This window comes from Rhizobacter sp. Root404, assembly GCF_001425865.1.
In the GTDB taxonomy this organism is placed as follows: Bacteria; Pseudomonadota; Gammaproteobacteria; order Burkholderiales; family Burkholderiaceae_C; genus LMDS01.
Genome location: NZ_LMDS01000004.1, coordinates 1478834 through 1492362, shown reverse-complemented (window position 1 = coordinate 1492362; position 13529 = coordinate 1478834). Strand labels below are relative to the sequence as shown.

Sequence of the window (13529 nt, the reverse complement as noted above, 5' to 3'; positions counted from 1 at the left end):
TAAGTAAGTGTTCGCCAACCGGCCTCTAGCTCGTGATCTTTCTCAGGGACACGTCGAGCTAGGGGCCGTTCCTATTCCGCCCCGGTTACGGCGAACAGATCGCCGGGGCCGACCTATCTCCTCACAGCGTTCTCCTTGCGGGGCGGCATCAGTTGCCCTCCAACAAGCGCTCGATCCGCTCCATCAGCTTCTCATCCAGTTCGCCTTTCTCGCTCTTTGCCTCAAAGAGCTTGATGAGCGTGGCGACGTACTTGGCCTTCACGTCGGACAGCGCAACATTGGCGGCAGCAGGCTTGAACACCGGGCTTGCAGCCGGGGGCATCCCGCCGTCATCGCCACCACCACCGCCGCCGCCGCCGCCGATCATCGGCATCGCCGGCTCGTCGTTGGAGGCCGATGGAGGTGCCGGTGTAGCGTGGATCATCGGCAGGATCAGATGGGTTCGCGCGCCCAACTTGGTGGCGAAGAAGCCAGCGGTGTCAGCGCTTTCCAAAAGCGACCGATAGGCCAAGTCCACCCGGGCCGGGACGATGCCGTACTGGTTGCGCAGCGCGTTCTTCATCCCGAACTCGGGAGGCAACTCGCGCCCCCTGAAATCTTCGTAGATGCGCTTGAACAACTCGACGTTGAAGAACGCCTCGATAAGCGCCGTTTTTGCTTCGTGCGGATACACTGGCGACAAGATGCGATGCGCCAGCGGGGTAGGCGCGAACAGATTCCCATTCTTGGCGATCAGGCCGAAGGTGCGGGCCGCGCCCACCTTGGTCAGGTAGGCCCCGTTGTTGGTGCCCTTGTAGCCCAGATACGCGGCGAGGTTGTCGGCAGCGGCAGCGCCGCCGCCCTTCACATGGATCGCTCGCGGCACCTCGATAGAAGTCGCCAAGTCGTATCCGGGGAAGCGCACCTCAGACCGGGCGGACGGCACGGAAGGTGACTGATTCGGAAGAGGCTCAACTGCCATGACGTTTACTCCTAAGCGGATGACTAGTTGCGAAGTTTACTCGCAATCAGTCATAGTAGAAGTAAACCGGCGCTAGATCATCTTCGCATAACGAATCGGTTTGTTATGCGGCCGATTTCTGGGTTCGTTTAGTACATACTTCCGAAAAAAAGCCCCACCGAGGTGGGGCCGCGTATCACCCTGACGGGTGCGCTCGCTCTTACTTCTTGTTTTGCTTTTCGGTCTTCTTGGCCTTGCTCTTCTCGGCCGGCGCGGCGGTCACGACCGGCGCGACGATCTCTTCTTCAGCGGCTTGCGCCACCGCCGAGACGATCACCGGGTTCGGCTTGCCCTGCGTCATCACCTTGATGCCGGCGGGCAGCTTGATGTCGTTGACGTGCAGGGTCTGGCCCTTGGTCAGCTCGGCCAGGTCGATCGTCAGGAACTCGGGCAGCTGCGAAGCCAGGCACGAGATGCGCAGTTCGGTCGCGACGTGGTTGACGACGTTGCTGTCGATCTTGACGGCCGGCGAGTTTTCTTCGTTGATGAAGTGCAGCGGCACCTTCTTGACGATCTTGGTCGTCGCATCGACGCGCTGGAAGTCGACGTGCAGCACGATCGGGCGGAACGGGTGCATCTGGTAGTCGCGCAGCAGGACCTGCTCGGTCTTGCCGCCGAGGTCCATCTCGAGCAGCGACGAGTGGAACGCTTCCTTCTTCAGTGCGAAGAAGAGGGCGTTGTGATCGAGCTCGATCATGGCCGGGGTGCCCGCGCCATAGACGATCCCCGGAACCTTTTGCGCATTGCGCAGGCGGCGGCTCGCTCCGGTCCCCTGCAACGTGCGCTCGTAAGCGGTGAATTTCATTGATAGCTCCAAATGTGAAGGCCCGCGACCAGGTCCTTCGTAAAACGCGCGGCCAACCGGCCACGCGACGCGGGGGCGAACCCCCTTGTTCTGCTAGAAGTTCGAGTTCTGTTCGGCGAACAGCGACGTGACCGACTCGCCATCGGAAATGCGGCGAATCGTCTCGGCGAACAGGAAGGCCACCGACAGCTGGCGCACCTTCGAGCAGCTCTTGACGTCGTCGTTCTGCGGGATCGTGTTGGTGATCACGACCTCGTCGAGCTGCGAATTCTTGATGCGCTCGACCGCCGGGCCCGAGAACACGGCGTGGGTGCAGTACGCGAACACGCGCTTCGCGCCACGTTCCTTCAGCACCTCGGCCGCCTTGACCAACGTGCCGGCGGTGTCGGTCATGTCGTCCATGATCACGCAGGTGCGGCCGTCGATCTCGCCGATCACGTGCATCACTTCCGAGACGTTGGCCTTCGGGCGGCGCTTGTCGATGATCGCCAGGTCGCAGTTCAGTTGCTTGGCCAGCGCACGGGCGCGGACCACGCCACCCACGTCGGGCGAGACGACCACCAGGTCGTCGTACCGCTTGCTTTGCAGGTCGGACAGCAGCACCGGCGACGCGTAGATGTTGTCGACCGGGATGTTGAAGAAGCCCTGGATCTGGTCGGCGTGCAGGTCCATCGTCAGCAGACGCTCGACGCCAACGGCCTCGAGCATGTTGGCGACGACCTTGGCGCTGATCGGCACGCGGGTAGAGCGCGGCCGGCGGTCCTGGCGGGCATAGCCGTAGTACGGGATCACGGCGGTGACGCGGCGCGCCGAGGCGCGGCGCAGTGCATCGACCATGATGCACAACTCCATCAGGTTCTCGTTGGTCGGCGCGCAGGTCGGCTGGACGACGAAGATGTCGCGGGCGCGGACGTTCTGCTGGATCTCGCAGTCGACTTCGCCGTCGGAGAAGCGGCCCACGCGGGCCTTGCCGAGTTCGACGCCGAGGTGGGTCGCGATCTCCTGCGCCAGCGCAGGATTCGCATTCCCGGTGAACAGCAAGGTGTTGAACAGCACGTTAGTCATCCCGGGATTCACGAACGCCCGGGGTGCCGGGACCAAGCCACCCGGCCGTGCCGGGATCAGAACCGCCCGGTGCTGCCGGGCTCAAAACGTTTGGCAGGGGAAGAAGGATTCGAACCTTCGCATGTCGGAATCAAAATCCGATGCCTTAACCAACTTGGCGACTCCCCTACACAGGTCGACAGAATCGCTCCTGCCCACCGCAACTGCTTCAGTCCGCGGCCCACCCGACGAGCGGGTGTTCATCGAGGCTGCGGCACATCCTGCCGGTCCACCCCGCCGCCAGCGCCGGCATCTCTGCCGAGGGTTGGGCGCCCGTGCCCGCTCTCGCGAACACCGCACTGCCCGAACCCGTCATGCGGCTGTTGCCGAACTGCTGCTGCAATATCGACGCCGCCTGAACCACCTGCGCGCATTCTGCCTCCGCTGCTGCCTGCAGGTCGTTGGCCCCGTAACCGGGTTCCAGGTAGCCCTGCGGGGCGTTTCCAGCGAAGCTTTCAAGTATAGCAGCTTCGGGGCGACGAACCAGCAGCGGGCTGGCAAAAATGGCACGGGTTTCGATCGCCGCAGGCGGCTTGACGACGGCCAGCCACTGCGCGGGGACGGCGACGGGCGTCAGGCGCTCGCCGATGCCTTCGGCCAGCGCGTTGTGCCCACCGACAAAGAAGGGCACGTCGGCGCCGAGCTTCAGGGCCAGCCCGAGCAGTCGCTTGCGGGGCCAATCCAGCTGCCACAGGCGGTTCAACGCGAGCAGCGTCGAGGCGGCGTCGGAGCTGCCGCCGCCCATGCCCGCGCCCCACGGCACCGACTTCGTGATCGAGATGTCCGCGCCGAATTCGGTACCGCTCTCGGCCTGCAGCAGCCGCGCGGCGCGCAGGCACAGGTCGTCCTCCGGCAGCGCAGCGCCCAGGTCGTGGCGTGCCAGCCGGCCGTCGCTGCGGCGCTCGACGTGCAGCGTGTCGCCCCAGTCGATCAGCACGAACAGCGACTGCAGCAAGTGGTAGCCGTCGGCACGGCGCCCGACGACGTGCAGGAACAGGTTCAGTTTCGCCGGCGCGGCGATGTCGTGGAACGCGGTCACGCTCACGGCTTCTCCAAGCGCGCGCGCACCGTCACCTGCGGTGCGCGTTCACGCCGCGCGACGACCCAGCCTTCGTCGAAGCGGGCGAGGTCCACCGCCCAGCCGAGTTGTGCGAAGCCGCTCGAGGTGGCCCCGGCCGTGCTCGGCGCGCCTGGCCAGGGCCGGCCGCGCAGCCAGTCGAACAGGGCGGCCAGCGGCACGCTCTCGCCGAGCACCTCGCGGGTCAGTTCGTCGAGGTCGGCGAACCGCCGCTCGCCTTGCGGCGTGCTGAGCACCACCGCGCCCGGCGCCCAGCGTGCCTGAGCGACGGTGCTGCCCAGCGGCGTCGTGAGGTTCAATCGCCCGGCGCTCGGGCCACCCTGCAGTTCGAAGGCGGCATTCTCGGCGCGGGCCGGCGTGTTGTCGCCGGCCTCCACGCGCACCGCGAGCCGGCCCGACAACGTGTCGCCGGCCGGCGGCGCCAGTTGCGAGACCGATGCGCACCCCGTCATCAGCAGCGCCATCGCCAGCGCCGCACCCCGGACGCGCCAGTTCACAAGCCGACGCGCAGCCGCGCCAGGGTCTCGCGCAGCACCTCGTTGTTGGCGTCGCGCTTGCGGCCCTCGGCGAAGATGCGGCGCGCCTCGTCGGTCTGGCCGTTGACCCACAGCACCTCGCCGAGGTGCGCGGCAATCTCGGCATCGGGCTGGCCGCGATACGCCTCGCGCAGCAGGCGCACCGCCTCGTCGCGGTTGCCCAGGCGGTACTCGACCCAGCCCAGGCTGTCCGTGATCGACGGTTCGCCCGGGCTCAGCTCCAGCGCCTTCTTGATCAGCGTGCGCGCCTCGGGCAGGCGCACGTTGCGCTCGGCGAGCGAATAGCCGAGCGCGTTGTAGGCGTGCTGATGGTCCGGCTTGAGCTCGATCACCCGGCGCAGCAGGCGCTCCATGTCGGCCAGGCGGTTGAGCTTCTCGGCCATCATCGACTGCTCGTAGATCAGGTCGACATCGTCCGGGAACTTCTTGTTGCCCTGCGCCAGCACGTCGTTCGCATCGCGCCAGAGCTTGGCGTCGCGCAACACCTGGGCCTCGGCCAGTACCTTGCCGCGCGCGTCGTCCGGCGTCTTCTCGGGCAGCCGGCGGATCAGCTCGCGTGCCTGCGCGACCTTGCCCTCGCGTGCGAGCAGCGACGCGCGGCGCGCCTGGACCTCGAGCGCGCGCTTCGGGTTGTCGATCTTCGCGAGCCAGGCTTCGGCGTCCTTGAAGTCCTTGCGCTGATCGGCGGCCTGCGAGAGCAGCAGGTAACCGCGGGTCAACGCCTCTTCCTTCGAGGCGGGCGGCGGATCATCGCCATCGTCCCTGGTCGCGGCGGCTGCCGCGGTGTCGGTGGCCGGCATGTCGGAGGCCTGGATCAACTCGACGTACTTGGTCAGCGCAGCCGTGGCGGCGTCCGGCTCGCGCAGTTGAACGTGCAGCGCGCCGAGCGTGAGCCAGGCCTGCGGCAGCGTCGGCGAGTTGCGCGTCAGCGTCTCGAGTTCGGCGGTGGCCTCCACCAGCCGCTGCGAGCCGAGCAGCGTGCGCACGTAGATCAAGCGCACCGCATTGCTGTCCGGCTTGGCAGTCAGGTGGTCCTTGACGATCTCCTCGGCGGCCGGCGTGCCCGGCAGCATTTCCAGCGCGAGCCCGGCCGGCGCTTCGGCGCTGCGGTCCATCTCGTGCGCGCTCTTGGCCAGCGCGAGCGCCTTCTCGCCGTTGATTGCGCCCAACCAGCCGCGACCGATGGCCACACGCGCCGCGACGCGCGTCTCCGGCAGGTCCGCATACGGCAGCAGCACCTGCTCGATGATCTGCGCCGCCTGCGTGCGGTCGCTGCTGCGCGCGAGGAAGCGCGGCAACGCGTTCATCAGCACCGAACGTTGGTCCACCGGCGTCGCCTTGATCAGCGCCTGCAGCGGCTCCACCACGTCCGCGGTGCGGTTCAACTGCACCAGCAACTGGACCTGGAAGCGCAGCGCGTCGAGCGAATCCGGCGCCGCCTGGCGCCATGCGCGCACTGCCACCAGGGCCTCGTCGCCGGCGCGGGCCTGCAGCGCGATCTCGGTGGCGCGGCGGAACAGCTGCTCGTCCTTGGTGCGACGGGCGGCATCGAGGATCAACTGATACGCGGCCGCCGGATCGCCTTCACGCAGTTCGATCTCGCCGATCAGCAACTGCTGGAACAGCGGCGCGTTGAGGGCCGAGTTTTGCACCTTCGATGCGGGCTCCGCGACCTGCGCCTGGGCCGCCGAGGCGGAGATCAGCAGCGCGGCCAGCAGCGACGACAGCGCCGGTGCGCGAGGGTTGGACGAAGGCATGGAAGTGCTCCTGAAGCTGCGTTTCATTCTAGGTGGGCAGGGTGCGACCGCCGCAGGCCCCGATAATTCCCCGCATGCCCGAACTGCCCGAAGTCGAGGTCACCCGCCTGAGCTTTGCCGAGCGCATCCGCGGTGCCCGCGTCGAGGCGGTGCGCCTGGGCAAGCCGCTGCGCTGGCCGCTCGGCTGCCCCCCCGAGACGCTCGTCGCGCAGGCCGTCGGCGAGGTCACCCGACGCGGTAAATATTTGTGGCTGCCGCTGGAACGCGGCGGACTGCTGATGCACCTGGGCATGTCGGGTTCGCTCGCGTTCGACCCGGTGGTCGGGCTGCCCGGGCCGCACGACCACTTCGACCTCGTCACCGCGCGCGGCACGCTGCGGCTGAACGACCCGCGCCGCTTCGGCGCCGTCGTCTGGTCGCCGGCGCTCGACGCGGGCCCGGCCGCCACGCTGCTCGCCGGGCTGGGGCTGGAGCCGTTCGATCCGGCGTTCGACGGCGCCCACCTGCACGCCGCGCTGCGCGGCCGCCGCGTGGCCATCAAGCAGGCGCTGCTCGGCGGCGCGATCGTCGTCGGTGCCGGCAACATCTACGCCTGCGAGGCGTTGTTCGAGGCCGGCATCGATCCGCGCACGCGCAGCGATCGACTCAGCCGCCCGCGCTGCGACCGGCTCGCAAAGGCCGTGCGCGACACGCTCGCCCGCGCGCTCGACCTCGGCGGCTCGACGCTGCGCAACTTCAGCGACGCGCACGGCATGGCCGGCCAGTTCCAGCTGCATGCGCGGGTCTACGGGCGGGAAGGCCAGCCTTGCGTGCGTTGCAACGGCACCATACGGCGCATCGTTCAGGGCCAGCGCGCGACGTTTTTCTGCCCCGGTTGCCAGCGCCGCTAGTCACAATTGAGCAAAGATTCGCGGTTTGCCGCGAACGCCGTGGTGAGCAGATGTTTCCCCCGGTTGCGGGGACACCCCCTGCGCTACCATGGCCGCCCATCGGAGCTCTGCCCAGCCAAACGCCCATGACGCCTTCGTTCGCGATCAGCCTCGACGCCCTCAGCGGCTGGCGCATGACGCTCGGCCGGCGGCTCGACGATGTGTCGCGCTACCTGGCCGATCACGACATGGTCGATGCGCAGGCGGCCGTGCAGCTCGGTGCGCTGGGCGAGCGCCTGGCGAGCGAGAAGCTCGTGGTCGCATTCGTCGCCGAGTTCTCGCGCGGCAAGTCCGAGCTGATCAATGCGATCTTCTTCGCCGACACCGGCCGGCGCGTGCTCCCCGCGACGCCGGGCCGCACCACGATGTGTCCGGTCGAACTGGCGTGGGACGGCGAGGAGAACGCGGCGCTGATGCTGCTGCCGATCGAGACCCGGCTCGAGGGCCTCTCGCTCGCCGAGTTGCGCACGCAACGCCGCGCGTGGACGGTGCGCCCGCTGGAGATCAGCGACCCCGAGCGCCTGGCCGAATCGCTGCAGGAAGTGACGCGCACGCGCTGGGTCACCCGCGACCGCGCACGCGAACTCGGCTTCTGGGACGACGATCACCCCGACGACAACCCGCCGGTCGACGACGCCGGCCGCGTCGAGGTGCCGGCCTGGCGCCACGCGCTGATCAACTACCCGCATCCGTTGCTCAAGCAGGGCTTGGTCGTGCTCGACACGCCGGGCCTCAACGCGATCGGTGCGGAGCCCGAGCTGACGCTGAGCCTGCTGCCGAGCGCGCACGCCACCGTCTTCATCCTCGGTGCCGACACCGGCGTGACCAAGTCCGATCTCGGCGTCTGGCGCGATCACCTCGGCACGCACGCGCCGGCCCGCTTCGTGGTGCTGAACAAGATCGACGCGCTGCGCGACCCGCTCGCGACCGAGCAGCAGGTCGATCTGCAGATCGTCGCGCAATGCGCCGACACCGCGCGCACGCTCGGCATCGACGTCGACCGGGTGTTCCCGCTGTCCGCGCGTCAGGCGCTCGCGGCGCGCGTCGCCGGTGACGACCGGGGCCTGCTCGAAAGCCGCCTGCCGGCGCTCGAAGCCGCGCTCGGGTCGCAGCTGCTGCCGCAGCGCCGCGAGGTGCTCGAGCAGGTCGTGCTCGAGGGCGCACAGCAGCTCGAGACCCACGTCAGCCGACGCCTGGGCGACCATCGGCGCCAGCTCGCCGAGCAGACGCTCGAGCTGCGCGGCCTGCGCGGCAAGAGCAGCGGCAAGCTGCGCCTGATGCTCGCGCGCGTCGATGCCGAGACGGCGGAATTCGAGCAGTGCACCGTCAAGCTGCAAGCATTGCGTGTCGTCCACAGCCGCATGCTGAAGGATGCGCTGCTCGGCCTGTCGTCCGACCGGTTGCGCGACGAGGTGGCTGCGATGCAGGCGCAGATGCATGCCTCGCTGCTGAACCTCGGCGCCAAGAAGTCCTTCGTCGCGTTGTGCGGCCGGCTGCGCCAGCTCCTGGACGGTGCGCAGACCCGCAGCAACGAGATCCGCGACATGCTCGGCGCCTCGTTCAGCCGGCTCAACGGCGAATTCGGCTTCAGCCTGTCGATGACGCGGTCGCCCGACCTCGGGCGCTTCAGGACCGAGCTCGACGAGATCGAGAGCAACTACGTGCAGTACCTCGGGCTGACCCATGCGCTGCGCCTGTCGCAGCCGCGGTTCATGGAGCAGTTCCGCCGCATGCTGGTGTCCAAGCTGCGCGTCGTGTTCGAGAACGCGAGCGCCGAGCTCGAGCTGTGGAACAAGGCGACTTCGTCGCAGGTCGATTCGCAGCTGCGCGAGCGGCGCCGCAACTTCCGCCGTCGCCGCGAATCGCTCGAGCGGGTGCAATCCGCCGCCAGCGACCTGGAGGCGCGCATCGCCGAGCTCGAAGCGCAGGACGAGCGCCTGCAGGGCCTGGCGCGCCGCGTGCACGAGCGCTTCGATGCGTTGCGCGACCAGGCGCGCGCGGGCCCGGTGGCCGGCAACGACCTGATCTCGCTCGAGTTGCCCGCCGCGCGTGCCCAGGCCTGAGACCGGCGCGTCGTTCGCGACGCGCCTGATCGACTGGCAGCGCACCCACGGCCGCCACACGCTGCCGTGGCAGAACACGCGCGACCCGTACCGCGTCTGGCTGTCCGAGATCATGCTCCAGCAGACCCAGGTCGCTACCGTGCTCGGCTACTACGAACGCTTCCTGCAGCGCTTTCCGGATGTCGCCGCGCTAGCCGCCGCGTCGCTCGACGACGTGTTCGCGCTGTGGAGCGGCCTGGGCTACTACAGCCGCGCGCGCAACCTGCACGCCTGCGCGCAGGCGGTCGTCACACAGCACGGCGGGCGCTTTCCGGCCGGCAGCGCGGCGCTGATGACGCTGCCCGGCATCGGCCGCTCGACCGCCGCGGCGATCGCGGCGTTCTGCTTCGGCGAGCGGGTCGCGATCCTCGACGGCAACGTCAAGCGCGTGCTGACCCGCGTGCTGGCGTTCGAGGGCGACCTGGCCGAGGCGAAGCAGGAGCGCGCGCTGTGGGCCGAAGCGACCGCGCTGCTGCCGGAGCGCGACATCGAGTCGTACACGCAGGGGCTGATGGACCTGGGCGCGACGCTGTGCACGCAGCGCTCGCCGGCCTGCCTGCTGTGTCCGGTGCACGCGCTGTGCGCGGCCGAGCACGCCGGGACGCCGCAGCGCTACCCCGTCAAGACCCGCAAGCTCAAGCGCGGCACGCGCGAGCACGTGTGGCTGTGGCTGCGGTCGAACGACGAGGTCTGGCTGGGGCAACGACCGGCCACCGGCGTATGGGCGGGCCTGTGGAGCCTGCCCGAGTTCGAGTCACGTGCCGCGTTCGACGCGGCGAGTGCCGGCTGGCCCGGCGCCGCCGAATCGCTGCCCAGCTTCACGCATGTGCTGACGCACCTCGACTGGACGCTGCACCCGGTCCGCTGGACGCTGCCCGAGCGCCTGGATGCCGCGCAACGCAACGCGCTGACCAGTGCCTGGCCCGCCGGCCGCTGGTTCGGCCTCGACGAAGCGCTGGCGCTCGGCCTGCCGGCGCCGCTGCGCAAGCTGCTGCTGGCGCACGCCGCACCGGCCGACCCGGTCAGCTGAGGAGCCCCTTGCTGCGCAGGAATTCGTCGACCAGCTGAAGGCGCACGCCAGCGTCGGGCAGTTCCATCAGCTTCTGCTTCGCGGCGCGCGGCAGCGGCAGGATCTCGCACCAGCGGTTCGCGACCCAGCCCGCGTCCTCGAAGTGGTAAGGCGACTGGAACGGCGCCTCGCCCTGCGCCTTCAGTGTCGCGATCGTCGTCGCGAGCGCGCGCACCGTCGGCAGCATCGCCGGTGCCGGCGCGACCACCGGGTCATCCTGGACGTCCGTCACGTCGGCCACCCACAAGCCGTCGGGCTGCTGTCGACTGGACTCGATGCGAAAGCGCTGCGTGCCGGCGCAGCGCACCTGCAGGATGCCCGGCTGCGCGCTGTCCACGTCGAGCACGGCGGCGCGCGTGCCGATCGCCTCGAACGAGACCGCCGTGGCGCGCGCGCCGGCCTCGCTGCCCCGGTTCAGCATCACGACGCCGAAGCCGGTGTCGGTGCGCAGGCAGGCGGCGATCAGGTCCACGTACCGCGCCTCGAACACCTTCAGCCCGAGCAGCCCGCCCGGGAACAGCACCGCCTGCAACGGGAACAGCGGCAGCGTCGCGGTATCAGTCACGCGCGTCGAGCTCGCGATGCCGGATCAGCGTCGCCGACCGACTGCGGAACCGCTCGGCCAGTACCTGCGCGAAATACACCGAGCGGTGCTGGCCGCCGGTGCAGCCGATCGCCACCGTCAGGTAGCTGCGCTGGTCGGCCTCGAAGGCCGGCAGCCAGCGTGCGATGAAGGCCTCGATCTGGCCGAGCATCTCGCCCACTTCGGGCTGCGCGCGCAGGTAGTCGGCGACCGGCGCGTCACGCCCGGTCAGCGGGCGCAGTTCGGGCACGTAGTGCGGGTTCGGCAGCACGCGCACGTCGAACACGTAGTCCGCGTCCAGCGGCACGCCGTGCTTGAACGCGAAGCTCTCGAACACCAGCGTCAGCCGGTTGCTGCCGGCGCGCACCAGGTCGCGAATCCACAGGCGCAGTTGCGCGGCGCGCAGCTGGCTGGTGTCGACGACGGTCGCGAGTTCGCGCAGCTCGGCCAGCAGGCCGCGCTCGATCTCGATCGCGTCGACCAGCGCGTGGCGCGCATCGGGTTCGTCGGCCCGCACCTCGGCCGAGAGCGGATGCGGGCGGCGCGTCTCGGAGAAGCGCCGCACCAGCGCGTCGGTGCTTGCGTCGAGGAAGATCACCTGGATCGCGATGCCTTCGCCGCGCAGCTGCTGGATCAGCGGCAGCAGGTGCGGCAGCGAGCCGGCGCTGCGCACGTCGACCGCGATCGCCAGGCGCCGGTCGTGCCGGCCGTGTTCGATCTGGAGGAACTCGCGCAGCAGTTCGGGCGGCAAGTTGTCGACGCAGAAGAAGCCGGCGTCCTCGAGCGCATGCAGCGCCACCGACTTGCCGGAGCCCGAGATGCCCGTCACCAGCACGATCTCGCGCGGCGACGACGTGAAGGCGGCGGCGTCGCTCATGAGCGCTTGCGCCCGCGTGGGGCCGGCGTCGCGTCGGCGCCGACCGACAGCATCTCCTGCGCGTGCGCGAGGCTGGTGTTGGACAGGCGCTCGCCGCCCAGCATGCGCGCGACCTCGGCCACCCGCACCTCGCCGCCGACGGCGTTGACTTCGCTCAACGTGAGCCCGTCGCGCAACTGCTTCGAGACGACAAAGTGATGATCGGCGCAGGCCGCGACCTGCGGCAGGTGGGTGACGGCCAGCACCTGCCGGTCGCGGCCGAGCTGTTTCATCAGCCGGCCGACCGTCTCGGCCACCGCGCCGCCGACGCCGGCATCGATCTCGTCGAAGATCAGCGTCGCGGCCGCGTCCTTGTTCTGCAGCTGGCTGGTCGTCACCGCGATCGCCAGCGCGATCCGCGAAAGCTCGCCGCCGGACGCCACCTTGCCGAGCGGCCGCGGCGTGCTGCCCGCATGGCCGGCGACCAGGAACTCGGCCGACTCGGTGCCGAACGATTGCGGGGCGTCCTGCTTCAGCAGCGCGACCTCGAACGCGCCGCCGGCCATGCCGAGCTGCTGCATCGCCTGCGTGACCGCGCGGGCGAGCTTCGGCGCGGCGGCGCGGCGGGCCGTGGAGATGCGCTTGGCCTCGGTCTCGAAGGCGGCCAGGGAGCGCGCCACGTCACGTTCCAACGCCTCGAGATCGGCCGCCGCGTCGAGCGCGCGCAACTCGGCCTGCCACTGGGCGAGCACGGCGGGCAACTCCTGCGGCGGGCGCCGATAGCGCCGTGCCAGGCTCATCCAGGCCGACAGCCGCTCGTCCAGCGCCTGCAGCCGCTGCGGCTCCAGGTCGGTGTGGTTCAGGTAGCCGCCGAGCGTGTGGGCCGCATCCTGCAACTGGGCCTGCGCGCTTTGCAGCACCTCGATCAGCGACGCCAGTTGCGCGTCGTACGCGGCCACGCCTTCGAGCGCGTGCAGCGCGCGGCCGGTGAGGGCGTCGGCGTTGTCGTCGGCGTCGGAGAGGGCATCGAGCGCGCTGCGCGCCGCATCGATCAGCGCCTGTCCGTTCGCGAGCTTCTTGTGCTCGGCCTCGAGCTCGGCCCATTCGTCGTCGCCCGGTGCGAGCTTGGCGACCTCGCCGATCTGCCACGCCAGGCGCTCGCGTTCCCGTTCGAGCCCCGCCTGCTGCGTGCCGGCGGCGGCCAGCGCCTCGGTGGCGCGCTTCCATTGCGAGAACAGCGCGCCCAGCGGGGTGCTGTCGATGCCCGCGAACGCGTCGAGCAGGCCGCGTACCGACGGCCCGCGCGTCAGGCTCTGCCACGCATGCTGGCCGTGGATGTCGACGAGGTGATCGGCGGCCTCGCGCAGCTGTGCAATCGTCGCCGGGCTGCCGTTGATCCATGCGCGGGTCTTGCCCTGCGCATCGATCGTGCGGCGCAGCAGCAGCGTCTCGGCGCTCTGGAATCCGCCTTCGTCGAGCCAGCCGGACAAGCTCGTCGGCGTGTCGAACTCGGCGCCGATCTCGGCCCGCGCCGCGCCTTCGCGGACCACGCCCGCATCGCCGCGGCTGCCGAGCGCGAGTTGCAACGCGTCGACCAGGATCGACTTGCCCGCGCCCGTCTCGCCGGTCAGCACCGAGAAGCCGGCGTCGAGTTCCACTTCGAGCGAAGCGACGATCACGAAATCGCGGAGGGACAAGCGCCTCAACACC

The 13529-nt window shown here is 69.5% G+C and carries 12 protein-coding genes and 1 tRNA gene; 3 read left to right on the top strand and 10 right to left on the bottom strand.

Annotated elements, in window-relative coordinates:
• Positions 1–148 precede the first annotated feature (148 nt).
• The 7 genes from ASC76_RS11205 to ASC76_RS11175 all read right to left on the bottom strand — a co-directional run bounded on the left by ASC76_RS11205 (position 149) and on the right by ASC76_RS11175 (position 6280).
• Complete coding sequence (locus tag ASC76_RS11205) at positions 149–961, bottom strand: hypothetical protein (protein ID WP_157615568.1); 813 nt, start codon at positions 959–961, stop codon at positions 149–151.
• A 199-nt stretch (positions 962–1160) separates the two neighbouring features.
• The gene (locus ASC76_RS11200) at positions 1161–1805 is read right to left on the bottom strand and encodes a 50S ribosomal protein L25/general stress protein Ctc (RefSeq protein WP_056465481.1); all 645 of its coding nucleotides are present in this window, start codon (positions 1803–1805) and stop codon (positions 1161–1163) included.
• Between the two features lie 93 nt (positions 1806–1898).
• The gene (locus ASC76_RS11195) at positions 1899–2870 is read right to left on the bottom strand and encodes a ribose-phosphate pyrophosphokinase (RefSeq protein ID WP_056465479.1); all 972 of its coding nucleotides are present in this window, start codon (positions 2868–2870) and stop codon (positions 1899–1901) included.
• Positions 2871–2961: 91 nt separating this feature from the next.
• Positions 2962–3038: transfer RNA gene (locus ASC76_RS11190), tRNA-Gln, on the bottom strand.
• A 40-nt stretch (positions 3039–3078) separates the two neighbouring features.
• Positions 3079–3948, bottom strand: a complete 870-nt coding sequence (ispE, locus tag ASC76_RS11185) for a 4-(cytidine 5'-diphospho)-2-C-methyl-D-erythritol kinase (protein ID WP_056465477.1) — start codon at positions 3946–3948, stop codon at positions 3079–3081.
• 2 nt (positions 3949–3950) lie between these two features.
• Positions 3951–4484 carry an outer membrane lipoprotein LolB gene (locus tag ASC76_RS11180; protein WP_157615566.1) on the bottom strand — a complete coding sequence of 178 codons (534 nt, stop codon included), beginning with the start codon at positions 4482–4484 and terminating at the stop codon, positions 3951–3953.
• Complete coding sequence (locus ASC76_RS11175) at positions 4481–6280, bottom strand: tetratricopeptide repeat protein (RefSeq protein WP_056465475.1); 1800 nt, start codon at positions 6278–6280, stop codon at positions 4481–4483. Before ASC76_RS11175 ends, ASC76_RS11180 begins: the two co-directional genes overlap by 4 nt.
• A 74-nt stretch (positions 6281–6354) precedes the next feature.
• Here ASC76_RS11175 and mutM point away from each other — a divergent pair, with 74 nt between their 5' ends.
• The 3 genes from mutM to mutY all read left to right on the top strand — a co-directional run bounded on the left by mutM (position 6355) and on the right by mutY (position 10341).
• The gene (mutM, locus tag ASC76_RS11170; protein WP_056465473.1) at positions 6355–7170 is read left to right on the top strand and encodes a bifunctional DNA-formamidopyrimidine glycosylase/DNA-(apurinic or apyrimidinic site) lyase; all 816 of its coding nucleotides are present in this window, start codon (positions 6355–6357) and stop codon (positions 7168–7170) included.
• A gap of 125 nt (positions 7171–7295) precedes the next feature.
• A complete protein-coding gene (locus ASC76_RS11165) occupies positions 7296–9272 on the top strand; it encodes a dynamin family protein (RefSeq protein ID WP_056465470.1) in 1977 nt (658 codons plus the stop codon).
• Positions 9259–10341: an A/G-specific adenine glycosylase gene (gene mutY / locus ASC76_RS11160; protein WP_056465467.1), complete on the top strand. Its 1083-nt coding sequence runs from the start codon at positions 9259–9261 to the stop codon at positions 10339–10341. The genes ASC76_RS11165 and mutY overlap by 14 nt, the downstream gene beginning before the upstream one ends.
• On the opposite strand, the gene ASC76_RS11155 is transcribed toward mutY, so the two are convergent.
• The 3 genes from ASC76_RS11155 to recN are packed head-to-tail and all read right to left on the bottom strand — an operon-like array spanning position 10334 to position 13528.
• Positions 10334–10945 (bottom strand): LON peptidase substrate-binding domain-containing protein, encoded by a 612-nt coding sequence (locus tag ASC76_RS11155; RefSeq protein WP_056465466.1) that lies wholly within the window; start codon positions 10943–10945, stop codon positions 10334–10336. The two genes, mutY and ASC76_RS11155, sit on opposite strands and share 8 nt — an antisense overlap.
• Positions 10938–11840 carry an RNase adapter RapZ gene (gene rapZ, locus ASC76_RS11150; protein ID WP_056465464.1) on the bottom strand — a complete coding sequence of 301 codons (903 nt, stop codon included), beginning with the start codon at positions 11838–11840 and terminating at the stop codon, positions 10938–10940. The genes ASC76_RS11155 and rapZ overlap by 8 nt, the downstream gene beginning before the upstream one ends.
• Positions 11837–13528, bottom strand: coding sequence for a DNA repair protein RecN (gene recN / locus ASC76_RS11145; protein WP_056465462.1), 1692 nt, complete (start codon positions 13526–13528; stop codon positions 11837–11839). Before recN ends, rapZ begins: the two co-directional genes overlap by 4 nt.
• Between the last annotated feature and the right edge of the window lies 1 nt (position 13529).

Excerpts from the sequence above, each read along its gene's own strand:
- ASC76_RS11205 (WP_157615568.1), bottom strand. The coding sequence starts at position 961 with ATGGCAGTTGAGCCTCTTCCGAATCAGTCACCTTCCGTGCCGTCCGCC.
- ASC76_RS11200 (WP_056465481.1), bottom strand. The coding sequence starts at position 1,805 with ATGAAATTCACCGCTTACGAGCGCACGTTGCAGGGGACCGGAGCGAGC.
- ASC76_RS11195 (WP_056465479.1), bottom strand. The coding sequence starts at position 2,870 with ATGACTAACGTGCTGTTCAACACCTTGCTGTTCACCGGGAATGCGAAT.
- ASC76_RS11175 (WP_056465475.1), bottom strand. The coding sequence starts at position 6,280 with ATGCCTTCGTCCAACCCTCGCGCACCGGCGCTGTCGTCGCTGCTGGCC.
- mutM (WP_056465473.1), top strand. The coding sequence starts at position 6,355 with ATGCCCGAACTGCCCGAAGTCGAGGTCACCCGCCTGAGCTTTGCCGAG.
- ASC76_RS11165 (WP_056465470.1), top strand. The coding sequence starts at position 7,296 with ATGACGCCTTCGTTCGCGATCAGCCTCGACGCCCTCAGCGGCTGGCGC.
- rapZ (WP_056465464.1), bottom strand. The coding sequence starts at position 11,840 with ATGAGCGACGCCGCCGCCTTCACGTCGTCGCCGCGCGAGATCGTGCTG.